This window comes from Bdellovibrio sp. BCCA (assembly GCF_037996825.1).
Lineage (GTDB): Bacteria > Bdellovibrionota > Bdellovibrionia > Bdellovibrionales > Bdellovibrionaceae > Bdellovibrio.
Window position 1 is genome coordinate 3,721,464 of sequence record NZ_JBBNAC010000001.1, and the last position, 24,566, is coordinate 3,746,029.

A 24,566-nucleotide genomic window follows, 5' to 3' on the forward strand; every position below is an offset into this window, starting at 1 on the left:
CTTGAAAGATTTCCGTCGCATTTGGGGCTTAAGCCTTTTCGTTAAACTGATCCTTGCGGCACTCATTCCTTTGAGTGCCGATGAAGCTTATTACTGGGTGTGGGCGCAGCGCCTGCAACTAAGTTACTTCGATCATCCACCAATGGTGGCGTGGTTGTTTTCCATCGGACATTTCCTTGAGCCCTTTGCAAATGCTGTTCGCTGGCCGGCTGTGATTTTAGGTCATGGCATGTTGGCCGTCTGGTACTTGATTCTGAAAGACCGCGTGGATTTTGCGAAAATCAGAACGTGGACTTACCTGGTTTTATTTTCTCCCCTTCTTGGTTTTGGCTCTTTGATCGTGACACCTGATTTGCCTGTGATGTTCTTTTGGTCACTGGCGATTCTTTTCGCTTTGAAAGCTTTGGAAGAAAAATCTTTGCTCGCGTATTTGGGTTTGGGCGCAGCTCTTGGTTTAGGATTTTGCTCGAAATATCATATTGTTCTTTTTGTTCCCTGCCTGCTTGTGTTTCTTTTTGTCGAAAAAAAATGGAAAGACGTCAAGTGGAGTGGTGTTCTTCTCACAATCATCACAGGACTTCTTTTTTCTGCGCCTGTGATTGTGTGGAATGCGCAAAATGGTTTTGCTTCTTTTGAGTTTCAGCTAAAGCACGGTTTGGAGAAAACCTCTTACAATCCTGAGTGGACGATTTCATATGTTTTAGGACAAATCCTGATTCTTTTTCCTTTGGTGTTTTGGGCCGCTATTCGCGCCAAAGTTCCTAAGAACATGCGCTGGCTGTATTATTTCGGTTGGGGACCACTGCTATTTTTCCTTTACACTTCGTTTAGGGCATTAGTGGAAGCGAATTGGCCGATCATTGCTTATCCGGCTGTGCTTGGTTTGGCTCTTTTTTATTCTCGAACACAGAAATGGCTTAAATACTATGTTGGATTCTGGGGACTAATTTTTGTTATCGTGATCGCAACACTTTTCACACCCGCACTTCGCAACCTCAGTGAAAAAGTTCAAGAGCCCTATGTACTTCAAGAAATCAGCTCTATTGCTCACGAATACAAGCCCCTCTATGCGAGCTCTTATCAAATGGCGTCATCCATTTGGTATTTCAGCAAAGTTCCGACGTTCAAGCTTCAAGGAATCAGTCGCTATGACTTCTTTGACACACTTCCTGAAGCCATGCCCAATGGAAAACAGTTTTATTTGGTGAAGCGCGAGAGAAATGGTTTACCAAAGTGGATTTCCGAACAACAATGGCAAATGAAAGAGATCAAAAAGATCTCTCCGGATTTTGTATTGTTGGAATTCACTCGACCATGAAAGCAATTGGAGTCATCTCATTTCTGCTCGTCACTTATTTCTTGTACGGATTTTACATAAATCAGTACGAGGTTTCAGTCATTCCTCAGCAGATCACACGCGAGCATTCAAGACTTCTGAATGATTATAAAGGTGTGATGAATGTCCACACCGATTTAAGTAGCGGTTCAGCGACTTCAAGCTTCGTTATCACTTCTGCAAAATTGGCGAACTTGGATTTTTTGATGTTCACGGATTTGAACATCTTTAATATGCCAACAACATTTGAGTCCTATCACGGAAATCTTTTGGTCTTTTCCGCGGGAAAGTACAGCTATCTTGATTCAAGATTGATTTATTATTCGCTCAATCAAGAAAGCATCGGAAATAATCTTGGCGATGCACAAGTTAAACTCGCCGATCTTCTTTCGCAGAAAACAGGTGCAAGCAAAGACACTCTGACAATTCTCACTCATCCCTACAAAGCCGGTTATTCTTGGAACGGTGAGATTCCTTCGGGCCTTGATGGTTTTGAACTTCTCAATATGAAGAGTCTTGTGAATCGCGCGTGGGAAGAGTCGAAGATTTCAACGATCTGGAGTCTTGCGATTTATCCGTTTAATCCGCGTCTTTCTTTTATTCGTCTTTACACAGAACCAACTGACGAGATTGCACTTCTGGATAAACTGAGCCAACACCGTCGTATTGTTGTGTATGCGGGAACAGAAGCCTCTGCGCGTGTGATCCCTCTTGCGAATTATTTTATTCGTTTTCCAAGCTACAAAAGATCTTTTGAATTTATGAGCAATCATATTTTGCTCAAATCAGAACTTACTGGAAGTTTTAACAGTGACCGTGTGAAAGTTTTTAATGCGCTCAAAAACGGAAACTTCTATATGGCACTCGATATGCTGGGTGATCCAAAAGGTTTTACGGCGACGCTTGAGGAAGAAAACAAGTCGCACCTGATGGGCTCTGCCGTGAAGCTTTCTAAGAACATGTCTTTGAAAGTAAGCCTGCCTTCAAAGCCCAAAGATTTTTTTGAGATCATCATCTTTAAGAACGGTGAGATTGTCGCAAGAATCAATGACCCTGAAACTGTTTTTCCAATCACACAGCCGGGAACTTATCGAGTGCAAGTGCGTGTAAGCCCGATGCTTCCTTTGCCTGACGCTAAAAAATGGATCACATGGATTTACACGAATCCTTTTTATGTCACTCCATAGGGTCTTTTTTAATTTCTACGCTTAAGCCTTCGACTGGCTGATTTTGGCAAGCCAGACGTTCGTGCGCTTTAAAGCCACGGTCTTGGGCCATCTCTTCTTCGATTTCGGTTCTCGGCCCTAGTTTTTCTAGTCCTTCGACGACGTGAACAAGGCAAGTTCCACAAGTCCCATTCCCGCCACAGGTATGGTTGATCTCAATTCCCTCTCGCAAAGCCACATCCAGAATGCTATGGTCTTTTTGACTCACTACGACATGGGGGTGCTCTGGTAAAAAGTTGATATATTTTCCAGACTTAGTCGCATTCACGCTAGGGAACTCCTTCAAAAGGGCACTCTTTAGTTGAAACACCCCTTTCCATTTTGTATCAATATTTTCATGAGATTCATAGCTTTTGACTTAGAGACCACTGGTACTGTTCCCGGAGTAGATCAAATCGTTGAAATTGGAGCCGTGCGCTTCATCGACGGTCAACCTGAAGCGATCTTCGCCACACTCGTAGATCCCCAACGTCCGATTCCACCAGGCGCTTCTGCGGTCAATGGTATCTCTGATGAAATGGTGAAGGGTAAGCCGCTTATTGAAAGCCTTCTTCCTTCATTGGCAGAGTTCTGCGGTGACGACGTTCTTGTCGCTCACAACGCTCCATTCGATGCGCAATTCCTAACTGCTGATATCAAAAAGTATGAAACAAGCGCACCAAAAGGTTTGATCCTCGATACTCTTCCGATCGCAAGAAAAGTATTCCCGGGTCTTCCAAACTACAAATTGGGAACTCTTGTTCAGCATTTGAAAATTCCAACTACGGATTTCCACAGAGCCGAAGAAGATGCTTCTTACTGCGGTCACTTGTTCTTCCAAATGATGAAAAGAATTTCCATCGGAGGCCAACCTCCGCAAGTAGCAAACCTTGTCGCTTTGACTGGAAAACCAGAACTTCGTTTCCCACAAATCGTCAGACAACCAAAACAAATGGACCTTTTCGGAAGCCTTGTTTAGTTTTCAGAAAAATAAAAAGCCTGCGCGATTTTCGGCAGGCTTTATTTTAGATTGAGTGGCACTAAGACCGCCTCGTCCTTGATGATTTCCCGAGTTTTAAGCTCAGCTCACCCACTAGCGATACTTGTCCGTTTTTGCGTCTTAAGTCCTATGGGGTTATATGGATTCTCTAACTACATGAACTGATTAGTAAAAACAAAATCAGTATAAGTAGTTTAAGAAATTCCTTAAACTGCCGAAAAGAGCTATGTGTTTTTAGCCTTTTCATAAGAGTCTCCTTTGCAGAGGAAAACTCTCATCCATAAGAAAGCGGTCCTAGGGCCGCTTTCTTTATTTGCAATGATCATCGCAAAATCAGATCTTAATAGTTCCTAATAGGTTGATAATCTTATTTGAACTTCGGACGCTGATGGCAATCGACTATTTATTCCTTCGCTTTGTGCGCAATCGGATAACGTCGTCCTCGTCCAAAAGAATGCTTCGACACTTTCAAAATCGGTGGAGCTTGCCAACGCTTAAACTCTGTTCGCATAAGCACAGGCAGTAACCATTTGTCGGTTTCTGTTTTTGCAACGCCAGAGTCTTCCACCAAATGCTGAACGGCTTTATCTAACTTCACATACGGTGGAAGTGTGTCTTCGTCTTTTTGATCCGGACGAAGTTCTGCTGAAGGTGCACGGTCAATGATCTCTTGCGGAATCACTTCACCTTGTTGATTGTAGTATTTTGCTAAAGCATAAACTTGTTCTTTAGTGAGATCTCCAAGCGGAGCTAAGCCTCCGCACATATCTCCGTACAACGTCGAATAGCCTGCGGCATATTCGCTCTTATTACTTGTTGTAAGAAGCAGGCTGTTTTCTTTGTTGGAATAAGCCATGAGCGTGATTCCACGAAGACGTGCTTGCAGATTTTCGTGAACAATTCCGAATCCTGAAAGGTCAATGCCTTTTTCAAGAGCCGTCACCACGTTTTCATACATGGATTTCATCTCAACAACCTTGAAATCAACACCAAGGTTTTTTGCCAAGTCTTTCGCTAACGTCAAACTTTGTGGAGCATTGTAAGGTCCCGGAAGCCCCAAGGTCACAACTTGTGAAGGCCCTAAGGCATCAACCGCCAACGCCGCGACCACAGCGGAATCAATGCCTCCGCTAAGACCTAAATGAATTTTCTGAAGGCCCGTTTTTTTACAGAAGTCACGAATACCTAAAACAAGTGCACGGCGAAGCTCTTCCACCGTTTCGAGTTTTGCCGTTTTATTCCAAACTTCAAGAGTATCGAGATCGATCACATTGATGTCTTCTTCAAACTGTTGGCAGTTTAAAATTTTCTTTCCTTTTTTATCGACAACAAAACTTCCGCCATCAAAGATGATCTCGTCTTGAGCGCCCACAATATTCACATACATCATCGGTGCCTTGAAATATGCTGCGGTTTTTCCAACGACATATTCGCGTTGCTTCATCTTTCCGACGAAGTAAGGAGAAGCACTGAGATTGATAACCATATCAATCTTTTGTCTCTTTACTTTCGCCAGCGGGTTTTCGCTGTAAGGAGAGTGCCCTTTAGCATCCGGCCAAGCCCAGATGTCTTCGCAGATCGTCAGGAAAAACTTTTTCCCTTTCCACGAGAAATAATTTTTAGAGAAATCACCGGGCTCAATGAAGCGGGCTTCATCAAACACGTCACCCGTCGGCAAAAGCTGTTTGTGGAAGAAACGAGGTTTTTGTCCCTTAGCTACAAAGACAGCGCTGTTGTAATAAGGTCGACCCATTTTTTTAGGGTTCTTTGTGATAAGACCAAAAATAACGCCGATGTCTTTCGGAATTTTTTTAATCAACGCTTTGAGTTCCGCCTCTTGTTTCGCAACAAGTTTCGAACGCTCCAAAAGATCAAAAGGATGATAACCAAAAAGTGCGCACTCAGGGAAAACAACAAGCTCGCACTTGCGTTGTTGCGCTAGATGGATGAACTCTAGAATTTTTTCTTTATTAAATTCAAAATCAGCTAAGGTCGGATTGATTTGTGCTAAGGCGATTCTCATTCAACCAATATACGCCCAGAAAAGCCGTCTTGGTAGCCATGCCAGTGATTAATTTCCGTTTCTGGAAACTTCCAGCAATAATATCCTTCGGCATTATCAAAGTCGGCCATCCAAAGGCCCTTAGGCTCGGCCCCCAACTTTTGGACCTTCACTTGCCAACGATCAATAATGACGTTGATTTGCTCTTCGATAATAGCCACGGATGGATGAGACTTGTCCGAGAAAGCCTCGATTCTGTTCAAGTGAACTTTGACTTCGCGGCTGGACTCTTCCGTCATGCGATAGATGATGGGCAAAAGAAGACGTGCTTCCTGCAACGTAAATGTTTTCTTGCGATTGATTTCAACCACATTCTCTAGCACGAACCATCCCCCATCAATGTCGATGAGGCTGTATCCATTAAAGGCGGGCGTGTTTCAAGAAATTAAATCGATAACAGACAACTTAAGAATTTCTATGAAGAATTTCTAAACGCAATGCACAGATTATTTCTCGCCACTTTTGGACATTTGTAGCGCTTGACCACCAATGAAAATCACAAGCGCGATCACGATCCCGGCGATAAATAAATAACGTATAAAATTTCCAATGGTCAGAGGCGGTGCATCTTCTATCTCGATCTTTTTTTCAGGGGGTTTGACTGCAATTTTTTTAGGAGGATTCGCTAAGCCCTCTCCCGCAGACATAATGTGGGACGTTCCTTCGGCTTTTTTCTCTAACTTCTTTCTTTCAGCTTCGGTGAGTCCGGTAATGGCCACAGCTCGACGCTTTTGCATTTGTACGACACGATTTCCGCCATTGTTACTGCGAAAGAAACTCCCGCCGCCACCGTTCTCCAGCGCGATTTCTACAACTTTGCCGCCACCAGCGCTATCGCTGGTTTCCATTCCGCGAGAAGCACGACGTCGGCTCGCTATGTAACGACCTCCTCCACGCGACGCCGAGCCCGCATAACTGCTGGAGGAGCCGCCACTGGAAGAGCTGTCAGAACTGGAATTGCCGCCATTTTTTGAAGAATCTTTACCGTCGCCTGACGAACCTTTTCCGCCGTTGTTAATGGGAGGACGTCCTGCGGTCATCGAACCTTTTTGGAATTTCTTTTCACACTCAGAATCTTCATCAACAGTGGAGGGAGTTTCAGAACCAAATGAAGGCAGCTCTCCGTATTCAAGAAGACAACCCACGTATTTTCCCATGTAATTATTTACGAATTCCCCGAACGGCTTAAAGATTTGATTCATCAAAGCAAGAATCAAAGAGACCGTAATAACCAGCATCAGGATGTACTCTATAAGAGCCTGTCCCTGATTATTCTCTAGTCTAGCTGTAAATTGAGATTTCTTCACTCGCGAGAGCATTTAGGTCATAATACAACACATGATGAATGGACTGAATTTCAATCGTTCCTTATTTATTCTGTTCTTGTCTTTTGTCTCATTATTGGTCGTTGGGACGGCTTCTGCCCAGACTTCGGGACAGGGTAAGGATGAGTTCTCTCTCTTTGAAGAAGATCTTAAAGACCTTCCTAAAAAAGACACAAAACCGGCAGCTAAAAAAACTCAAACTCCTGCTGCAACACCAGCTGCGTCCGCGGAACCCGTGGCAGCTCCGGTCGTTAGCCACGCAGAAACAGCGAACGAAAAAATTGAGCGTCTCAAAAAAGAAATTCGCAGCAGCCCTAAGAATGTCGGTCTTATTGGAGAGCTTGCCGAAGAACTTTACAAAAAAGAGGAGTACGAAAAGGTCACTCTGCTTTTGTGGAAGCACGTGGATAAAATTGATCGCAAAGGTTTAGTGCTTCTCGCGAAAGCTCACGAAAAACGCAAAGAGCCGAATGAAATGATTCGCGCGTTGAATGTGCTTATCGGTAAAGATGAAAAAGATTACGAAGCCTACAGCTTAATGGGTAACGCCTACGTTCTTGCCAGAAAAACCAAGGACGCGATGGAGTCTTATAAAAAGGCCGTTGAGCTTAACAACAAATACGAACCTGCTTATGACGGTTTGATCGCTCTTTACGAAGATCGCGAACCACCTAACTTGTACGAACTCCGGATTCTTTATCAAGACATGATCGATAGCATCGGACCACGCCCGATTTACTTGCGCAAACTGTGCGAGATCAACACTTTGGACGGCACTTATGAACCTGCAATACAGATGTGTAAAGACGCCATTCAGAAAGATCCTAAAAACGCCGACCCTTACGTTTATTTGGGCGTTTGCTACAAAGGCATGGGTGAAGACGAAAAGGCTTTAAAAGCTCTTAAAAAGGCGTCTATCGACTTCCCGAAATCGGAGCTTGCGCAATACCACTACGGGAAGGTTCTTGAGGAGCAAAAGAGCTATGTCGACGCAATGAAGGTGTATAAAGCCGGCACAGAAGCCGATCCAAAAGCGGCGCGCTCATGGTTGGGCCTTGCGACTTCTTCCTTTGAAATTAGAAAGTATGAATTGTCATTGCTCGCTTTTAAAAACGCGTGCAAGTTCGACAAAAAAAATGCGGTGGCCTTTAGAAGAGCCACCACAGTCTTAAGAAACGCTAAAAATTCTCAATGGATCGGCAAGTTCGAACACGAATCCGAAACTTGCACTTTCTAGTTCTCGACAACGATTTCGCCGACAAGATCGTATTCCAAGCTGTCTGTGACGTGGACTTTCACCATGTCACCGACTTGCGCTTGGCCATCGTTGATTAAAACAACGCCGTCGATGTCGGGAGCTTGTCCCCAGAAACGTCCTTGCAATAACAAATCTGTTTCTTCGCTGAAACCTTCGACGATCACTTCGATAGTTTTACCTACGAAATCGCGGTGTTTTTCACGAGAAATATTTTGCTGAACTTCCATCAAGGCATCGTGGCGGTATTGTTTTGTTTCTTCATCAACCTGATTTTCCATGCGGCCGCCTGGAGTGTTCTCTTCAGGAGAATACTTAAAGCAACCGACACGGTCGAACTGTTGATCTGCCACGAACTGAAGAAGTTCTTCAAACTGCTCTTGAGTTTCACCAGGGAAACCAACGATGAATTGTGTGCGAATCACAGCCTCAGGGATGTATTCGCGAATGTTCATCAAAGCGGTTTCAATTTCATCGCGAGTCATCTTGCGGTTCATGCTCTTAAGAACAGCATCGTTGATGTGTTGCAAAGGCATATCGAAATACTTCACGATTTTTTTGCTGTTCTTGATAACTTGAACCATCTCCGGAGTAATTCCATCTGGATACAAGTACATCAAACGAATCCATTGAAGGCCTTCAACTTGATCCAAGGCTTTCAACAACTCAACCGGACTTTCTTTGCGAGTTGGATCTTTACGGCGAATATCCCAACCGTAGTCAGTAAAGTCGTGAGAAATAATGATCAACTCTTTCACCCCACCAGCCACAAGAAGACGAGCTTCCGCCACGATCGCGTCGATAGAACGAGATTGCAGGTTTCCACGGATCAAAGGAATCGCGCAGAATGCACAACGCTTCATGCAACCTTCAGAGATTTTCAAATAAGCACGGTGGCCTGGTTGAGAGTTTACGCGTGGAGTTTCTTCTTCTTGCAAGTATGTCGGCAAATTGAAGAATGTTTTCTTCTTGTCGCCAGCATCTGAGTTTTTCAAGATCTTCGCGATGTTTTGGAATTCACCTGAACCCACGAAAAGATCTGCCTCTGGCAAACCTTCCACTAGTTCATCTTTGTAGCGTTGAGTAAGGCAGCCTGCTACGACGACTTTTTTGATTTTGCCTTCTTGTTTAAGGTCACTCATGTCCAAGATACGTTGGATGGATTCTTTTTTAGAGTCTTCAATAAAGCCGCAAGTGTTGACGATGACAGTGTCCGCTTCCGCCGCTTCACCAACAACTTGATAGCCGTCTTTCATCAAAGTACCGGCCATGATCTCACTGTCGACTAAGTTTTTAGGACAACCAAGAGAGATAAAATGAACTTTGTTGTTTTGGTTTGTCTCTTGTTTCATAGATCAGTCACCTGTGCGCCTTTGGGAGGTTGGTATTTAAATAAATTCTTTTTTTCTTTTTTCTGAAACTTCACATCGGAAAAACTCATTGTTGTGAGATTGCCGATATCGTCTTTGTACGAGATCTCTTTCATAGTGCTGTCTTTAGAATCAATCGTGATTTGCAAAGACTTCACTGTGAGATCATCGTAAAGCGGAGTCACGTCCATCTTTACGAGGTCGCCCGCTTTTTCTTCTTTCACGATCTTAAAGTTTTTCTCAAGATCCGCGCCCAACAAAGAAGAGATCAAAATCTGTGAGCGATTTTTCTTATCAACTTTTCCTTTAGCGACTTGAACAGGGCCACCAAATTCTTTCGGTGGGGTTTGTTCACTCCAAATCGTTGTTCCATCAAAAACCAAAAGTGTTTTTTCCGGAGTCGTGTTTTCCCAGCGGAATTTTCCGTTCGCAAGATAGATTTTGCCGTCATATTTTGTTTCTTTGCCAAGAAGTTCTGACTTCACCGTCTTAACCACAGACATTTCCACAAGTTTGGAAGCTCGATATTTTTTTGTTACTTTTTGAAGTGTTCCGTTTCCAGCAACAGCTGCCATAAGGCCCACTGAAAACGACAATACGAAAAACAAGACACTGATTTTTTTAAACATTTGGGTTTTATAGCAGATCCTTGGACGCTCCGCAAGAGAGGCCCCTTTGGGCCAGCACCCAAACTTCAAAGTGAGGAGGACTCCCAAGTGCGAGGTGTGCCGCTCTCGCTGTAGCCCCCGTAGTTAGGACGTCATCTGCAAAAATCCAGAGTGTTTCCGTCGAGAAGTCCACACTAGATGAAGTTTTTACATGGGCCTCCATCTCCACCAAGGCCCTCTCTCCCCGGCCGGCTCCCCGCTGGGAACCTGAAGAGACCTTTTCAAGACAAGGCAAAAATCCGGCGCCCAAGGAGTCGGCCAAAGCCTTTCCCCAAAGATAGGCATGATCGACCTGATTTGTTTTCCTTGCCGGAGCAGGAACCACACAAACGCGTCGATGGTGTAATGAATGGGAAAGTTTTCTTGTGAACTGTTGAGCGTAGTGCTCCCAAGCGCGTGGACGTCCGGAACCTTTCAGCGCGAGCACCAATCCTGAAAGTAAATCACTCTGACCAGGATACCAGTAGTAGTGCGACCTCACCGTGAGTGGCGGAGCTTGCCGCGGTTCATGTTGCTCCAGATATTTCAGTCGGTCTTCACACGGTTTGCAGAGCAGACTTTCCGAGATCATGAAAGATCCGCAATTCAGACAGCACGAACAGTGGTTTTGCATTAAACGTAACAAGGATTTCATGATAATGCCTCACTGCAAAATCTTTGACAGTCATTTGTTACGGGCCTAGAACGAACTTATAGAGGGGTCTATGAAATTCTTGTTCGCACTTTTGCTGTCACTAGGTTTGTCTTCTTCGGTTTTTGCTAAAGGTCTTTCTTCTCACCGCCACGCGAATGAGACTTATGAAACTGCCCGCAACAGACATTTTTTTGGTAAAACATTTGATGTTCCATTTCAAATGCAAGACATGTCCGCCGATGCGGCCACTCGTTTTGTTTCTGCTGAAAGAGCAAAAAAACCGCTTAAGAATTTAGACATCAAAGAAATCCCTGACGTTGGTTCTTACGCGGATATGGAAAATCAATTTTTCTATGTTCGCGACACTCGTTTCTTAACCACTCAAGACAAAAACTTCCCGCGCCGTTTGACTTGGATGTATCCGGATGACGGTTGCTACGCTCGCGCTGAAGTCGCGAAGTTTGAATTAGAAAATCACAACTTCCCGGCTCCAAAAAAAGTTTTCGTCTTCGGAAATCTTTCTGCGCTTTCAGACAATTCACCAACAGGCTCTGTTCAATGGTGGTACCACGTCGCTGTTTCTTACCGCGTAGGTGCTGACGTTTACATTTTCGATCCGGCACTTGAACCACAACGTCCTTTGAAATTGGCAGAGTGGAATAAACTTGTAGGCGGAGACAACGCTTACGTTCAATATTCTATTTGCGATCACGAAACTTATGATCCATCAGGCGACTGCTATCATCCAACTCCACAAAGCAAGAACGACGCTTATTATGAGCAAAAATCTTTCTTGCAATACGAGTGGGACCGCATTGTTGAACTTAAGCGCAACCCAGAAGAAGAGTTGGGTAACAACCCACCTTGGTTGAACAAATAGTTACTTCTTAAAAAGCGGCCACAAGCCGCTTTTTAAATATTGTGGTAGGGAATTTTCTTAATAATGGTGAACGCGCGATAGATCTGCTCAAGACTCATCGCCTGAGCCATCAGATGATTCATCACCATCGGCGATAGAGCCACTTTTAAGTCTGCTCTTTTACGAACGTCTTCATTCACTCCAAAGGCACCACCAATAATGAATACCGCCCGCTTCTTGGAGCTTCCTAAAATGTTCTCAATTTTTTTGGAAAACTGAATCGAATCGAGAACGGAACCGCGTTCATCGAAAAGCACGACGTAATCATCACTATTGATATTTTTTAAAATGAGTTCGGATTCTTCGTTGCGTTTGAAGTCCGCGTCTTCGCGCGCTGACCTTTTTGCTTTTAAAGACTGAATATCGAAAGGAATAAAGAAGGAGATTTTCTTTTTGTACAACTCGCTCACCTCATCGGCCCACGCCTCTTTTGCAGTGGCGAGGTTGTACAAAACGAATTTCATAATTAGTGAGCCTCAGGCTTTCCCACGTAAGGATCTTTAAGGCCTAGGTCTTTACCTTCTCTCCACAAGTTCTCAAGGCTGTATTCTTGACGAACGAAATCGTAGAAGATGTGAATGATCAAAGAACCGTAATCCACAAGAACCCAGCGGCCTTCGTCGATACCTTCCACACTCTGTGGATGCACGTTGTATTCTTCTTTCACCGCAAGCACGATGTTTTCCGCCATCGCAGCCGCATGACGAGTTGAAGTACCCGACGCAATCAAAGTGAATTCACTTGGAGCTGCGATACCTCGCAAATCAAAACCACGAACGTTGATACCTTTTTTAGAGAACAAAACGTCGCCGCAGAATTCAGTGAATTTTGTAAAGTCACCGATACGATCGCCCAAGTTTCTATAGAGCTTGTGTTCTTTAATGTAAGACTCAACAGCGAGTGGCAAGTACTTCTCAACAGGTTTTCCTGTGCGAAGCCATTTACGAAGTTCAGTCGCAGAAATTTCTACGTCACGTAAAGTGATGAACTGAATATTTCTGCCAGTTGAAAGCTCGATAAAGTTGAAATCAAAGTCAGAAACGAGGGTCTTCAAATAACCCGGCATTTCTTCAAGTGACTCTGGAGTTTCATAACCAGGACGAGTTGTAACGATCAAATTCGCTTCAGTTAGAATCTTTTGATAGTCTTTCCACTGAGCCAACTCTTCAAATTTGTCAGCTCCTACAATCAAGTACAAATCAGAAGCTTCGTAGGTTTTACGAAGATTCATAACCGTATCGATTGTGTAGCTCATGCCACCGCGTTTGATTTCTTGATCATCAACGAAGTAAGTCTCGCCGTATTGTTCAAAAGCCAAACGAGTCAACTCCAGACGCTGTTCCGGTGTTGGACCTTCGACAGGAGTTTTCAGCGGATTTTGTGCTGCTGGGATAACGTGAACTTTACCAAGGCCCACTTTTTTCGCCACTGTCTGAATGGCGTTGATGTGACCCATGTGCGGAGGATTAAAACTTCCACCAAAAATACCTATTTTCATTCTGATTCCTCTTCTAAAATCTCGTGAGCAAGCTCTTGCACAAGTTCTTTGATGTTTTTACCTGTGACGGCAGAAATCGCAAAAGGTTCAGTTCCTGTGATTTCTTTGAATTTGTTTTTAAGCTTGATCAGTTGAGTTTCACCCAAGGTGTCGATTTTATTGAGCACAACAAACTGAGGACGCGTGGCAAGAGGGAAGAAACCCTCTTTGTCCTGATTGTTTTTATCGTACATCTCAAGTTCATAATTAATATCTTGAAAATCTTGAATCGGATCACGGCCTGACAATCCTGAAGCATCCACTAAGTGAATGAAAAAGCGCGTGCGCTCAACGTGCTTCAAGAATTGAATACCAAGACCCACACCCTCATGCGCGCCTTTCACAAGACCCGGAATATCGGCAACAACAAATGACGAGTAATCGCCAGCTTTAACGACTCCCAAATTTGGAGTTAGTGTCGTGAATGGATAATCTGCGATTTTTGGTTTCGCAGCAGAGATACGAGAAATCAACGTGGACTTTCCAGCATTCGGAAATCCAACGATTCCTACGTCAGCGATCAATTTGAGTTCTAACTTAACTTCGATCTCTTCGCCTTCTTCGCCCGGTTGAGCATAATCAGGAGCTTGGTTCACGCTGGTTTTGAAAAATTCATTTCCTTTTCCACCGCGACCACCTTTAAGCAAAACGTATTCGTTAATGTCCGTCATATCGACGATGATTTCACCTTCAAGTGTACGGAAGATGGTTCCTTGAGGAACGATCAAAACAAAATCTTCTCCGTCATGACCCGCTTTTTGGCGGCCCATGCCCATTTGTCCACTTTGAGCGGCGTATCTTTTATTCTGACGAATATCTACGAGAGAGTTGATATGACGAGATGTACGAATGATAACATCACCGCCCTTGCCTCCGTCGCCCCCATCGGGACCTCCACGAGGCATCATAGATTCTCGGCGATAACTTACGCAGCCAGGACCGCCGCGACCAGACGCTAATGTGATTTTAACTTCATCGATGAATTTCATTTACAGCACCGTATACAACAAAAAAGGAGCCTTGGATGGCTCCTTTTTATGTATTGAAAAAATCTCTTGGTGCTTATCAGGAAGAGCTAATCTACGAACGCAGATTAAACAGCTTTAGGATAAACACTAACTTTGAAACGCTCTTTAGAGAAACGTTCAAATTTAACAAGACCTTCGATAACAGAGTAGATCGTGTAGTCACGACCCATTTTAACATTGTTGCCCAAGTGGAATTTTGTTCCACGTTGACGAACGATGATTGTTCCTGGAAGAACTTTTTCGCCACCAAATCTTTTTACGCCAAGTCGTTTACTCTGTGAATCACGACCGTTCTTTGTACTACCACCGGCCTTCTTACTTGCCATGATGAACCTCTCTTAAGAAATTTTTAAAAATTAAGCTTTTTTAGAAGTTTTCTTTGCTGCTTTTTTCTTCGCGCCAGCTTTAGTCGCTTTTTTAGCAGTCTTTTTAACTGCCTTCTTAGCAACTTTCTTCTTCGCTACTTTTTTAGCGGCTTTTTTAACAACTTCTGCAGTGCCTTTGTTCTCAGCGCGCTCTTTGCGAGCTGCTACGCGAGCTTGTGCTTTTTCAGCACGTACTGCTGCTACGTCTACTACATTTGCAGATTCGTCTGTCTTAGCAACTTTTCCATCTGGAGAAGTGATTGCTTTAACAAAAAGCTCTGTGAACTCTTGTTTGTGAGTTGCGAACTTTCTGTAACCTTGACGACGTTTCTTTTTGAAAACGATTTCTTTTTTTGTTTTAGCTTGCTTAGTAACAACAACAGTTACTTTCGCGCCTTTTACAAGAGGTTGACCAACATGAGTGGACTCACCACCAACCATCAAGATTTCGTTGATATCAAACTCTGCACCAAGCTTTTGCTCAAGCTTATCTACTTGAACTACATCACCAGCTTGAACTTTATATTGCTTACCGCCTGTACGAATAATCGCGTACATGAGAACCTCCAGCTACCCGAATTAAGAAGATGGTAAATGCCACCTCGCACTAGGTTTTGTCAACCTAATACATGCTATTTTTTTCAGCTTTTTCAGGGAGAAAAAGAGGTTAAACGGAAGACCCCCTAAAAGCAAACAAATTTGCTAAATTTTAGGAAGGTCCAGTGTTTAGATAAAAGCCTTACTTTTCAGCACCTTAGCTTAAAATCACGGCTTCAAAAGTTCGCGTTTCCAGGCATCACCAAGCTGAAAGTTCTTATTATTGACGACCGCTTCAATCAGCTTTCTATGGTCTTCATATGCTTTTTGCACGCCCGGTTTGTCGCGGTTCTTGGCGGCGATGACACGCAGCTCGTCTCTTTCCCGACGAAGGGTTTCAAAAATCACCTCAGCTTTTTCATTGGAACGCAACGAGGCCTTACTCTTAATATAGTAATCGGCCGCTTGCTCGTATCTTTCAGCGCGGGCGTTGAGTTCTGCTCCCACCAAATAGTCACGCTCGGACTTCGGAGCTTTGGTGTCTTTCATAAAGACATCATAAGAGTCCGCTGAGTTGCGGTAGCGAGCTGTTGCATCTTTCACATTACCCGCCACACGCAGTTTATCGGCTTCAAGACGAGCTTCATTGGCAAAGTTGCGCGCTTTTTGTGTGTCACTATAAAGACCGGCGACCCCTTGGCGCATAAGAGTGCTGCGTTCGGCATCCGAAAACCCTGCGGCTTTTAAGATATCTGCTTTTTGTTTTAGATCCGTTGCTGAATAAGTTCCGTAACCACGTCCTGTCTCTGCGCCGACTTCGTGGGCTTTGATCAAGGCTTGGCGTTGTTGTTCAGAAAGACTTCGACCTAATAATTTTTCAGCCTCTGCCACACGCTGTGGATTTGAAAGCTTCGCCATACGCCCAAGATCCACGGCGACTTCTGTAGTTTTTGTAGCGACACTAGTTTCTTTTGCAACCATACCTGCCGCTTTTAATAATTTTCCAAGCTTTGGTGCTTTTGCAAGAAGACCCGCCGCTCCCGCGGGATTTACGACAGAGAAGACTCCATAACAAATCATTTCGGCCTGAGTTTTTGTATCAAAGCACGCAAGCTTCACACCTTGTTTTTTAAGATAATCTTTTCCTTTTTCAAGAAGGCTTTTAGAAACTTCCAACGCTTTATCGAGATCGTTCTTCGTCAGATCGCCCTTCATATACATATAGGCATAAGCCATCGGAGCTAAAATTGGATTCGAGAGCATCATGTTACGAGGCGCATTCTGAAGAGACGTCTTTAGTGCATTGTTGCGACATTCAACATTCGTCCAACATGCTTTAATCGCTTCAGCGCCTTTTCCAGCAAGCTCAGGAACAGAAGCAATAGCTTCCCAAAATTCTTTACCGACATCCACAGCGCCGGAAAAACACCCGCGCAGTTGATCGAGCGGAGAGGAAATTGCGCCATCACACAACGCTTTTGGATCACAAGAGCGAATGTGTTTTGCAGCGTCTGCATCCGCTTTCGCCAGATCCTCACAGCCCACGGCTTTTTGCTCCCACTTGCACGCCTCTGAAGCAAGCTGTAAAGGTTGAGGAACCTTGTCGCATTTTCCAAGAAGTTGCGAGCATGCCATTGGCAAACTCTGCGACCAGGACAGCATTGGAAGAAAAAAACTAATAATAAGGATGAGCAAACTATTCCGCATAATTTCTAATCGGAAACTGATTTGCCATTCTAAAGAGTTGATATTTTTAAATTCAAGATGCGGCCCGGAAATAGGTCTAGAAAAACCTCTTTTTCCGGGGACTATTTTAAAGAATCCGTTCGATGAATTTTAAACAAAGAAAATCTCGTATTGTTCCAAATGGTAGTTTGGTTCAATTTTGAAGGCGACAGAGCGGCCGAGTTTTTTCTCGATACCTTCTAAGCTTTCGCCTTCAACTTCATAAATCCAATCGACGACTTCACTGTGGCAGTGAATAACGACGTTGGTTTTTTTATTGATCAGCATATCAGCATCACGCTCAAGCTCACGGAAGATTTCATTTGCTACAGTGGATTTGCGTTTGATGTAGCCTTTTCCGTCGCAGTACGAGCACGGCTCGCACAGTGTTTTAATCAAGCTTGGACGAATGCGTTTACGAGTCATCTCAACCAGACCTAACTGCGACATTGAAACGATGTTCGTACGTGCGCGATCCCGTTGCAGTTCCTCTGCTAAAGTTTCTAAAACTTTTTCGCGGTGAGATTCTTTTTCCATATCGATGAAATCGATGATGATAATTCCACCGCAGTTTCTAATCCGAAGCTGATGCGCGATCTCGCGAACCGCTTCCAGATTGGTTTTTAAGATTGTGTCTTCTAAATCTTTTTTGCCGACGAACTTACCTGTGTTGACGTCAATGACCACCAAAGCTTCCGCTTCGTCGATCACGATATAACCACCGGATTTCAACCAAATTTTTCTTTCCATCGAGCGGGAAATTTCAATGTCGATGTCGTACAAATCAAACAATGGTTTTTGCTCTTCATAAAGCACGATGTTTTGTTTGTACTTCGGCATGAATTGCGAAACGAATTTCACAACTTTTTTGTGAATCTCAACGTTATCCACCCACACGCTTGTGACGTCCTCACTCATAAGATCACGCAAAGCGCGAAGTTCGACGTCTAATTCCGTGTGCACGTTGCCCGGTGTTTTTTTCTTTTCATAGTTTTTGAAGATCTCTTTGCTGAGGCGATCAAGATACTCAATATCGGCCTTCAACATTTCTTCAGAGGCGCCCTCCCCTGCGGTACGCACAATCACACCACCGGAAGGATTGATTTTTTGAACAAGCTGGCGGAGACGTTCTCTTTCACCTTCATCTTCAATACGGCGAGAAATTCCCAAGTGACGAACTGTTGGAAGAAAGACCACGAAACGACCTGGCAAAGACAAGTGTGTTGTGAGTCGGGCTCCTTTTGTGCCGAGAGGATCTTTAGCAACCTGAACTAAAATGGACTGACCTTCTTTAAGAAGATCTTGAATAGGTGTCTTGTTGTGATGCGTAGGAATTTTATCGTCATCACCCTCATCCAAGGGTTCCTCACGATCCACATCGGAAAGAAAATTATCATCGACGTCTTCGCGAATATCGCCAACATAAAGGAATGCGGCCTTTTCTAGACCAATGTCTACAAAGGCTGCTTGCATTCCGGGTAAAACACGAATGACAGTGCCGCGATGAATAGACCCGACCAAAGTCGGAGACGTTTTACGTTCAATTTTTAGATCTGAAAGAATCCCAGTATCCACATAAGCAACACGAGTCTCTTGAGGGCGAACGTTGATGAGAATTTCTGCAGACACAAGATCCTCCTGAAAACACTAAGGAACACACACTACATCTACTTCATTAGTCCAGAAACAAGACCGATAGCAAATATTATTTAATATTGAAGCATATCTGACCGAAAAGATCATGGAAATAGAGCCTTTACGGAGAGTAACGATGGCAACAATTGATGAACTGTTTAAACTCATGGTGGAACAAGGAGCTTCCGACTTGCATATTACAAGCGGCGCGCCTCCGTATCTTCGCCTTCATGGAAACATGGTTCCATTGAACTATCGCGAACTCACAAATCAAGACGTACAAGGTCTGCTCTTCGAAATTCTTTCTGAAAAGCAAAAGAAAGCCTTCGTTGAAAAATGGGAATTGGATTTCGCTTACACTTTGTCAGGCATAGGTCGTTTTCGTTGCAATATCTTTATGCAAAGAAAAGGGCTTGGCGCCGTTATGCGTATCATCCCAGAAAAAATTAAAACAGCGCAAGAGTTGGGCGTGCCACCTTCTGTAATGGATTTGATCGACTGTGATCGCGGTTTGATCCTTGTAACGGGTCCAACGGGTTCCGGTAAATCAACGACCTTGGCTGCGATGATCCATCAAATCAACATGACTCGTGAAGCGCATATCATCACGGTTGAAGATCCAATCGAGTTCGTTCATCCGAACTTAAAAGCTTTGGTGAACCAACGTGAAGTCGGAAGTCATACGAAGAGTTTCGCAAATGCTTTGAAAGCGGCGTTACGTGAAGACCCGGATATCTTGCTCGTGGGTGAGTTGCGTGACTTAGAAACTATTTCTTTGGCACTGACTGCGGCGGAAACAGGTCACATCGTGTTTGGTACTCTTCATACGAACAGTGCTGCAAAAACCATTGACCGTATCATTGACGTTTTCCCGGCGGGACAACAACAACAAATCCGTACGATGCTGGCGGAAAGCTTGCGCGGTGTTGTTGCGCAAACACTTTTCTCTCGCGCGGATGGACAAGGTCGTGTGGCCGCTTACGAAATTATGAGAAATACCAAAGCCATCTCGAACTTGATTCGTGAAGGTAAAGTCCACCAAATTCCTTCGGCGATGCAAACAGGCTCCAGCCAAGGTATGGTGCTCTTCGAAAAATACATCGAAGACTTGGTTCGCAAAGGGAAAGTTTCTGCCGCCGATGCAAAAACATTCCTGGGCCAGGCCGGCGGTGGAGATACAACCGTTCAAGGCGGAACTCTTGCTGGAAGTTCAGCAGGTCCAAGAACGAAAGTGGGATAGAAATTTAAAAGCTGTATGTAAGTTGAATCAATGGAGGGGCTTTGGCATAGGATGCTGAGGCCCTTCGACTTTTTAGCTCTTGATCAAATTGTGAGTATTCGTAAGTCGGTGGCGCAGGCTGCGAAGAGTCATAAAGCACGTATCCAACTCCCCCGACGAATCCTAACAAGGCCCCTAATGTGATATTGTTTGTATGTTCTTGGGGCTCTCCATAGAAGGAAAGCGTGCTCAGGCCTAGGATTGCGCCGCCCAAGCTTGCAAAAAGCACCGTCGCGACATTGCGCTTAACGGTTCTGTTGGTCTGTGAAAAAGAGGCTTGAGAAGTGAAAATAGTGAGTGCCGCTAGTAAAACTGAGGTCCACTTCTGTGGGGTCATGATTGCCTCCTGCAATGAACTAAGATAACTTTTCTTATTTAAACACCCCGAGGTGCCCTGTGCAACTAAGTCGTTATATTGATCACACTCTTTTGAAGCCGGAAGCGCAATTAGCGCAAATTGAAAAACTCTGTGCGGAAGCTAAAACGAACAATTTTTTTAGTGTCTGCGTGAATACGTCTTACGTTTCAACGTGTGCACAACTTCTTAAGGGTTCTTCTGTGAAGGTCTGCTGTGTTGTGGGTTTTCCTTTGGGCGCGATGGATACAGTCAGCAAAGCTTTTGAAACCGAAACAGCGATCAAGAACGGTGCTGATGAAATCGATATGGTGATTCAAGTCGGCGCTTTGAAAGATCGTCGTTTGGATTACGTTCGCGACGATATCAAAGCTGTTGTGAAAGCGGCTCAAGGTCGCACCGTGAAAGTGATCATTGAAACTTCTTTATTAAATCAAGAAGACAAAACTCTGGCTTGCAAAGCGGCTCTTGAAGCTGGGGCGCATTTCGTAAAAACATCCACAGGTTTTGGCGGCGGCGGAGCCACTATCGAAGATGTCAAATTAATGAAGTCCGTTGTCGGCGACAAAATGGAAGTGAAAGCTTCCGGCGGAGTTAAAGATGCCGCGCAAGCGCGCGCGATGATTGAAGCCGGTGCCACTCGCCTTGGCACAAGCTCAGGTGTCACGATTGTTCAAGGTGGCACTGTTCAAGGAGGTTACTAATGGCTTTTCTTCCAGCAGAAATTATTAAAGCAAAACGCAATGGCGGATCTCTGAACTATGACGAGATCAATGAATTTATTTTGGGTTATGCTCGCGGGCAAATTCCTGACTATCAGATGTCAGCTCTTTTGATGGCGATTTATTTCCGTGGAATGACGACGGAAGAAACTTTGTCTTTAACAAAAGCAATGCTTCACTCAGGTGAAGTCGTGGATTTTTCTTCTGTGGCGGGATTTAAAGTTGATAAACACTCCACAGGCGGCGTTGGTGATAAAACAAGTTTGATCTTGGGTCCTATCGTGGCCGCTGCCGGAGTTCCTGTGCCGATGATTTCAGGTCGTGGCCTTGGTCACACGGGTGGAACTTTGGATAAGCTTGAATCCATTCCTGGATTTAACACGCAAAAATCTTTGACGGAGTTTGTGGATCTTGTTCGCAAACATTTGATTTGTTTTATCGGGCAAACAAAAGAGATCTGCCCTGCTGATAAAAAAATCTATGCACTTCGTGATGTGACAGCGACTGTTGAAAGTTTGCCGTTGATTTGTGCTTCGATCATGTCAAAAAAATTAGCAGAAGGTGTTGATGGACTTGTGCTTGATGTGAAGTACGGCTCAGGGGCGTTCATGAAAACTCCTGCGATGGCAGAAGAGTTGGCTTTGAACTTAATGGCGATTGCTCGCGGTTACGGTAAAAAAGTCACTTCGCTTTTAACGAACATGGATCAACCTTTGGGTCGTTTTGCCGGAAACTCTTTGGAAGTTGAAGAGTGTGTCGCCATCATGAAGAACGAAAAATTCATGGGACCTGGCGGTTATGATCTTTACGAAGACACGCGCGAACTCAGTCTGCGACTTTCTGCTCACATGTTGTTGTTAGCGGGCGTTGGTAAAAATGAAGAAGAGTCTTACAAAGTTGCAAGTGAGATGCTCACTTCCGGAAAAGCGATGGCGAAGTTTGAAGAGCTTTGCTCCATCCACGGCGGAAATTTAAAAGCGCTCCCTAAACCAAAATATAACGTGAATATAACCACGGATAAACCTGGTTACGTGCATGCTTTCCATACAGAAAGTATTGGCGTTGCTGGCATTATCATCAAAGCGGGACGCGCTCAGACAACGGATATTATTGCTCCCACGGCGGGCATTGAATTCCATGTGAAAGTGGGTGATGAAGTGAAAGCGGGAGACACCGTCTTCACACTGCACGGCGATGATAAAGACTTGTTGATGTCAGCAGTTCCACTCTTGAAATCAGCAATCACTATTTCCTTGCCAAAAATTGCAAAGCCTAGTTTGATACTCAAGACATTGAGCTAATGCTCGATTTGTCCGCACGAGAAAAAAAGGAACGTATTTTGGTACTCAATAAGCTTCAAGAAACTGTCAGCTATATCCGCACAAAGACATCGGCAAAGCCGAAGATTGGTGTTGTATTGGGCTCGGGACTTGGCGCTTTTGTTAAAGACGTTGAGGTGGAGTGCACACTCCCCTACAAAGAAATTCCGCATTTTTCTCCACCAACAGTGGAAGGCCATTCTGGAAATTTGATTTTCGGAAAAGTCGGCAACCAATCCATTGTGATTCTTCAAGGTCGCAATCACTACTACGAAGGTCACAGCATGGAATCTGTCGTGTTCCCAACAAGAACACTGGCGATGTTGGGCATTGAGACTTTGATTTTGACTAACTCTGCGGGCGGCTTCGGTGAAAACATGCAAGCCGGAGATTTTATGATCATCGAAGATCATATTAATCTTATGGGCACGAATCCTTTGATGGGACCGAACATCAAAGAACTCGGTCCTCGCTTTCCTGATATGACGGAAGCTTACGACAAGCGTTTGATCGAAGTGATGGAAGAGTTGCTTTTGAAACAAGGCACTCGCTATCACAAAGGCGTTTACTGTGGCGTGAGTGGTCCTACTTATGAAACTCCTGCGGAAGTTCGTTATTTGAAACTCATTGGCGGTAAAGCTGTCGGCATGAGTACAGTGCCAGAAACCATTGCTGCCAATCATCTGGGCCTTCGTGTAGCGGCTTTAAGCTGCATTACAAATTTGGCGGCAGGTGTTTCTTCTCAAAAACTTTCGCACGATGAGGTTACAGAAACTGCTAAAAGAGTGGAATCTCAATTCATCTCTTTCTTAAAAGAATTCATTGGCCAAATTTAGTCCTTGGCCTCGTCTTTCAAAAATTTCTGAAAATCCTTCAGATCCAATATAGTGGAATCTTAAGAGTATTTTAGGTCTAGTTTCGTCCTTCTAGCCTCAAAATAAGACATATAATGACCGAAGAGCTAACCGGTTGGGCCGTTTCGCGGAGTCCTATTGATGGGACCTGTAAGGCCCGCATAGGGAGTGAACATGGATGTTCAGAATATTCTCTCGGCGGTTGCTTGCGTCTTAGTTTTATCATCTTGTGGCAACAAAAAGTCGAGCAGTTCGGTGTTTCCGGAGAATGGAGCCCTGGATTCAAGCGCTTGCATGGGTCAAGCGATTCAAAATAAATTCATCGTGCAGTGGGAAGATGGAAAATTCACTGTGGAGTCTGCCAAAGACGCTGATGAATTTACGAAAAAGTTTATCGAGCCTAATTTAGAAAACATTCGTTACGTTGAATACGATCGTCGTCTGCAAGTTGAAAAAACAGATGAGGTTCGCACAACAGGTTTCGTCGACAGTTGGGGGCAGGACAAAGTTTCTGTTCGCAATGTGTGGGCACAAGGTATTTACGGACAGAACGTGAAAGTCGCAGTGGTTGATGCTTACGTCGATTACACTCATCCACAAATTGCTCCGCGAATTGCGATCAATACTGGTGAAATTCCTAACAATGGAAAAGACGACGATGGCAATGGTGTCGTTGATGACTACTATGGAGCGAGCTTCGTCTCCGTTCCAAGTAACAACCAAACTCCAAGTTCACACGGGACTCACGTTGCTGGAATTATCGCAGCAGATTCTCGTTATGGATCTGTCGAGGGTATGGCTCCGCAGGCACAAATTATTCCTGCGCAGTTTATCGCCAATGATGGTGGTGGTTCCTTAGGCGATGCGGTTCTTGCGCTTCAATACTCTGCAAGTCGCGGCGCTAAAATCATCAATGCAAGCTGGGGTGGCGCACCTTGTGTGGCTTCACTTCGCAACACATTCCAAGAATTGCAAAGCAAAGGAATCTTAGTTGTTGTTGCTGCGGGAAATGATGGACGAGATATCGATGTGTATCCTGAATTCCCTGCTTCATTTAATCTTTCAAATCAAATCACGGTGGCAGCTTCTTCTGTGAGTGACTTCATGACTTCATGGTCAAACAGCGGATTTAACTTTGTTCATCTTGCGGCTCCAGGCGAAAGAATTTTGAGTACCGTGCCTGGCAACACGACGGCTTATATGGATGGAACAAGCATGGCCGCTCCATTTGTTACAGGTGCAGCAGCCCTTCTTTGGAGTGCCCGTCCTAATGCGACAGCTGTGCAAATTAAGCAGGCGATTTTGCAGTCCGTCGACGTGTCCGCAGGACACGAATTTAAAGTAAATACTCGAGGACGCCTCAACGTCGATAGAGCTCTTCAGGTCTTGAAGCAGTTAGTTCCATAAATTCAATAAGATAGATCAATTATTGCAGA

24 protein-coding genes are annotated in these 24,566 nt (G+C 44.4%); 10 read left to right on the forward strand and 14 right to left on the reverse strand.

Going from position 1 to position 24,566, the window contains the following annotated elements; genetic code table 11:
• The first annotated feature begins 1 nt into the window (after position 1).
• Together AAAA78_RS18070 and AAAA78_RS18075 are read left to right on the forward strand one after the other, a co-directional pair.
• Positions 2-1,318: an ArnT family glycosyltransferase gene (locus AAAA78_RS18070; protein WP_340593533.1), complete on the forward strand. Its 1,317-nt coding sequence runs from the start codon at positions 2-4 to the stop codon at positions 1,316-1,318.
• Positions 1,315-2,523: a hypothetical protein gene (locus AAAA78_RS18075; RefSeq protein ID WP_340593534.1), complete on the forward strand. Its 1,209-nt coding sequence runs from the start codon at positions 1,315-1,317 to the stop codon at positions 2,521-2,523. Before AAAA78_RS18070 ends, AAAA78_RS18075 begins: the two co-directional genes overlap by 4 nt.
• Here AAAA78_RS18075 and AAAA78_RS18080 read toward each other — a convergent pair.
• A complete protein-coding gene (locus tag AAAA78_RS18080; RefSeq protein WP_340593536.1) occupies positions 2,513-2,830 on the reverse strand; it encodes a 2Fe-2S iron-sulfur cluster-binding protein in 318 nt (105 codons plus the stop codon). The genes AAAA78_RS18075 and AAAA78_RS18080 overlap by 11 nt on opposite strands.
• A gap of 69 nt (positions 2,831-2,899) precedes the next feature.
• Here AAAA78_RS18080 and AAAA78_RS18085 point away from each other — a divergent pair, with 69 nt between their 5' ends.
• A complete protein-coding gene (locus AAAA78_RS18085) occupies positions 2,900-3,520 on the forward strand; it encodes a 3'-5' exonuclease (RefSeq protein WP_295902377.1) in 621 nt (206 codons plus the stop codon).
• A gap of 424 nt (positions 3,521-3,944) precedes the next feature.
• On the opposite strand, the gene AAAA78_RS18090 is transcribed toward AAAA78_RS18085, so the two are convergent.
• The 3 genes from AAAA78_RS18090 to AAAA78_RS18100 form a co-directional block, all read right to left on the reverse strand.
• A complete protein-coding gene (locus AAAA78_RS18090; protein WP_340593537.1) occupies positions 3,945-5,564 on the reverse strand; it encodes an NAD+ synthase in 1,620 nt (539 codons plus the stop codon).
• Positions 5,561-5,926 carry a DUF2203 domain-containing protein gene (locus tag AAAA78_RS18095; RefSeq protein ID WP_340593538.1) on the reverse strand — a complete coding sequence of 122 codons (366 nt, stop codon included), beginning with the start codon at positions 5,924-5,926 and terminating at the stop codon, positions 5,561-5,563. The genes AAAA78_RS18090 and AAAA78_RS18095 overlap by 4 nt, the downstream gene beginning before the upstream one ends.
• A 123-nt stretch (positions 5,927-6,049) precedes the next feature.
• Positions 6,050-6,841, reverse strand: a complete 792-nt coding sequence (locus AAAA78_RS18100) for a hypothetical protein (protein WP_340593539.1) — start codon at positions 6,839-6,841, stop codon at positions 6,050-6,052.
• A 100-nt stretch (positions 6,842-6,941) separates the two neighbouring features.
• Between AAAA78_RS18100 and AAAA78_RS18105 the strand changes: the two genes are divergently transcribed.
• A complete protein-coding gene (locus AAAA78_RS18105) occupies positions 6,942-8,165 on the forward strand; it encodes a tetratricopeptide repeat protein (RefSeq protein WP_340593540.1) in 1,224 nt (407 codons plus the stop codon).
• On the opposite strand, the gene rimO is transcribed toward AAAA78_RS18105, so the two are convergent.
• Complete coding sequence (gene rimO, locus AAAA78_RS18110; RefSeq protein WP_295902391.1) at positions 8,162-9,535, reverse strand: 30S ribosomal protein S12 methylthiotransferase RimO; 1,374 nt, start codon at positions 9,533-9,535, stop codon at positions 8,162-8,164. The genes AAAA78_RS18105 and rimO overlap by 4 nt on opposite strands.
• Complete coding sequence (locus AAAA78_RS18115) at positions 9,532-10,182, reverse strand: LolA family protein (protein ID WP_340593541.1); 651 nt, start codon at positions 10,180-10,182, stop codon at positions 9,532-9,534. The genes rimO and AAAA78_RS18115 overlap by 4 nt, the downstream gene beginning before the upstream one ends.
• Positions 10,183-10,925: 743 nt before the next feature.
• Here AAAA78_RS18115 and AAAA78_RS18120 point away from each other — a divergent pair.
• The gene (locus AAAA78_RS18120) at positions 10,926-11,735 is read left to right on the forward strand and encodes a protein-glutamine glutaminase family protein (RefSeq protein ID WP_340593542.1); all 810 of its coding nucleotides are present in this window, start codon (positions 10,926-10,928) and stop codon (positions 11,733-11,735) included.
• Positions 11,736-11,767: 32 nt separating this feature from the next.
• Here the strand turns inward: AAAA78_RS18120 and AAAA78_RS18125 are convergent, their stop codons facing one another.
• The 7 genes from AAAA78_RS18125 to AAAA78_RS18155 all read right to left on the reverse strand — a co-directional run bounded on the left by AAAA78_RS18125 (position 11,768) and on the right by AAAA78_RS18155 (position 18,595).
• A complete protein-coding gene (locus AAAA78_RS18125) occupies positions 11,768-12,238 on the reverse strand; it encodes a 23S rRNA (pseudouridine(1915)-N(3))-methyltransferase RlmH (protein ID WP_340593543.1) in 471 nt (156 codons plus the stop codon).
• Between the two features lie 2 nt (positions 12,239-12,240).
• Positions 12,241-13,272, reverse strand: coding sequence for a nicotinate (nicotinamide) nucleotide adenylyltransferase (gene nadD / locus AAAA78_RS18130; RefSeq protein ID WP_340593544.1), 1,032 nt, complete (start codon positions 13,270-13,272; stop codon positions 12,241-12,243).
• Complete coding sequence (gene obgE, locus AAAA78_RS18135) at positions 13,269-14,300, reverse strand: GTPase ObgE (protein WP_340593545.1); 1,032 nt, start codon at positions 14,298-14,300, stop codon at positions 13,269-13,271. The genes nadD and obgE overlap by 4 nt, the downstream gene beginning before the upstream one ends.
• A 104-nt stretch (positions 14,301-14,404) precedes the next feature.
• Positions 14,405-14,665 (reverse strand): 50S ribosomal protein L27, encoded by a 261-nt coding sequence (gene rpmA, locus AAAA78_RS18140; RefSeq protein ID WP_284607521.1) that lies wholly within the window; start codon positions 14,663-14,665, stop codon positions 14,405-14,407.
• A gap of 30 nt (positions 14,666-14,695) precedes the next feature.
• A complete protein-coding gene (gene rplU, locus AAAA78_RS18145; RefSeq protein WP_340593546.1) occupies positions 14,696-15,262 on the reverse strand; it encodes a 50S ribosomal protein L21 in 567 nt (188 codons plus the stop codon).
• A 207-nt stretch (positions 15,263-15,469) separates the two neighbouring features.
• A complete protein-coding gene (locus AAAA78_RS18150) occupies positions 15,470-16,876 on the reverse strand; it encodes a hypothetical protein (protein ID WP_340593547.1) in 1,407 nt (468 codons plus the stop codon).
• 201 nt (positions 16,877-17,077) lie between these two features.
• Positions 17,078-18,595 (reverse strand): Rne/Rng family ribonuclease, encoded by a 1,518-nt coding sequence (locus AAAA78_RS18155; protein ID WP_340593548.1) that lies wholly within the window; start codon positions 18,593-18,595, stop codon positions 17,078-17,080.
• A gap of 142 nt (positions 18,596-18,737) precedes the next feature.
• On the opposite strand from AAAA78_RS18155, the gene AAAA78_RS18160 reads away from it, so the two are divergent.
• The gene (locus tag AAAA78_RS18160) at positions 18,738-19,841 is read left to right on the forward strand and encodes a type IV pilus twitching motility protein PilT (protein WP_295903473.1); all 1,104 of its coding nucleotides are present in this window, start codon (positions 18,738-18,740) and stop codon (positions 19,839-19,841) included.
• Positions 19,842-19,845: 4 nt separating this feature from the next.
• On the opposite strand, the gene AAAA78_RS18165 is transcribed toward AAAA78_RS18160, so the two are convergent.
• The gene (locus tag AAAA78_RS18165; protein WP_340593550.1) at positions 19,846-20,217 is read right to left on the reverse strand and encodes a hypothetical protein; all 372 of its coding nucleotides are present in this window, start codon (positions 20,215-20,217) and stop codon (positions 19,846-19,848) included.
• 59 nt (positions 20,218-20,276) lie between these two features.
• Here AAAA78_RS18165 and deoC point away from each other — a divergent pair, with 59 nt between their 5' ends.
• The 4 genes from deoC (at position 20,277) to AAAA78_RS18185 (ending at position 24,537) form a co-directional block, all read left to right on the forward strand.
• Positions 20,277-20,939, forward strand: a complete 663-nt coding sequence (gene deoC / locus AAAA78_RS18170) for a deoxyribose-phosphate aldolase (protein ID WP_340593551.1) — start codon at positions 20,277-20,279, stop codon at positions 20,937-20,939.
• The gene (locus AAAA78_RS18175) at positions 20,939-22,258 is read left to right on the forward strand and encodes a thymidine phosphorylase (RefSeq protein WP_340593553.1); all 1,320 of its coding nucleotides are present in this window, start codon (positions 20,939-20,941) and stop codon (positions 22,256-22,258) included. Before deoC ends, AAAA78_RS18175 begins: the two co-directional genes overlap by 1 nt.
• Positions 22,258-23,112 (forward strand): purine-nucleoside phosphorylase, encoded by an 855-nt coding sequence (locus AAAA78_RS18180; protein WP_340593554.1) that lies wholly within the window; start codon positions 22,258-22,260, stop codon positions 23,110-23,112. Before AAAA78_RS18175 ends, AAAA78_RS18180 begins: the two co-directional genes overlap by 1 nt.
• Positions 23,113-23,304: 192 nt before the next feature.
• Positions 23,305-24,537: a S8 family peptidase gene (locus AAAA78_RS18185; RefSeq protein ID WP_340593555.1), complete on the forward strand. Its 1,233-nt coding sequence runs from the start codon at positions 23,305-23,307 to the stop codon at positions 24,535-24,537.
• Positions 24,538-24,566 lie beyond the last annotated feature (29 nt).

What these genes read in the sequence shown, in the direction of transcription:
- AAAA78_RS18075 (WP_340593534.1), top strand. Translation starts at nt 1,315, where the DNA reads ATGAAAGCAATTGGAGTCATCTCATTTCTGCTCGTCACTTATTTCTTG.
- AAAA78_RS18085 (WP_295902377.1), top strand. Translation starts at nt 2,900, where the DNA reads ATGAGATTCATAGCTTTTGACTTAGAGACCACTGGTACTGTTCCCGGA.
- AAAA78_RS18090 (WP_340593537.1), bottom strand. Translation starts at nt 5,564, where the DNA reads ATGAGAATCGCCTTAGCACAAATCAATCCGACCTTAGCTGATTTTGAA.
- AAAA78_RS18100 (WP_340593539.1), bottom strand. Translation starts at nt 6,841, where the DNA reads ATGCTGGTTATTACGGTCTCTTTGATTCTTGCTTTGATGAATCAAATC.
- AAAA78_RS18105 (WP_340593540.1), top strand. Translation starts at nt 6,942, where the DNA reads ATGATGAATGGACTGAATTTCAATCGTTCCTTATTTATTCTGTTCTTG.
- rimO (WP_295902391.1), bottom strand. Translation starts at nt 9,535, where the DNA reads ATGAAACAAGAGACAAACCAAAACAACAAAGTTCATTTTATCTCTCTT.
- AAAA78_RS18115 (WP_340593541.1), bottom strand. Translation starts at nt 10,182, where the DNA reads ATGTTTAAAAAAATCAGTGTCTTGTTTTTCGTATTGTCGTTTTCAGTG.
- AAAA78_RS18120 (WP_340593542.1), top strand. Translation starts at nt 10,926, where the DNA reads ATGAAATTCTTGTTCGCACTTTTGCTGTCACTAGGTTTGTCTTCTTCG.
- AAAA78_RS18125 (WP_340593543.1), bottom strand. Translation starts at nt 12,238, where the DNA reads ATGAAATTCGTTTTGTACAACCTCGCCACTGCAAAAGAGGCGTGGGCC.
- nadD (WP_340593544.1), bottom strand. Translation starts at nt 13,272, where the DNA reads ATGAAAATAGGTATTTTTGGTGGAAGTTTTAATCCTCCGCACATGGGT.
- obgE (WP_340593545.1), bottom strand. Translation starts at nt 14,300, where the DNA reads ATGAAATTCATCGATGAAGTTAAAATCACATTAGCGTCTGGTCGCGGC.
- rpmA (WP_284607521.1), bottom strand. Translation starts at nt 14,665, where the DNA reads ATGGCAAGTAAGAAGGCCGGTGGTAGTACAAAGAACGGTCGTGATTCA.
- rplU (WP_340593546.1), bottom strand. Translation starts at nt 15,262, where the DNA reads ATGTACGCGATTATTCGTACAGGCGGTAAGCAATATAAAGTTCAAGCT.
- AAAA78_RS18150 (WP_340593547.1), bottom strand. Translation starts at nt 16,876, where the DNA reads ATGGCATGCTCGCAACTTCTTGGAAAATGCGACAAGGTTCCTCAACCT.
- AAAA78_RS18160 (WP_295903473.1), top strand. Translation starts at nt 18,738, where the DNA reads ATGGCAACAATTGATGAACTGTTTAAACTCATGGTGGAACAAGGAGCT.
- AAAA78_RS18165 (WP_340593550.1), bottom strand. Translation starts at nt 20,217, where the DNA reads ATGACCCCACAGAAGTGGACCTCAGTTTTACTAGCGGCACTCACTATT.
- AAAA78_RS18175 (WP_340593553.1), top strand. Translation starts at nt 20,939, where the DNA reads ATGGCTTTTCTTCCAGCAGAAATTATTAAAGCAAAACGCAATGGCGGA.
- AAAA78_RS18180 (WP_340593554.1), top strand. Translation starts at nt 22,258, where the DNA reads ATGCTCGATTTGTCCGCACGAGAAAAAAAGGAACGTATTTTGGTACTC.
- AAAA78_RS18185 (WP_340593555.1), top strand. Translation starts at nt 23,305, where the DNA reads ATGGATGTTCAGAATATTCTCTCGGCGGTTGCTTGCGTCTTAGTTTTA.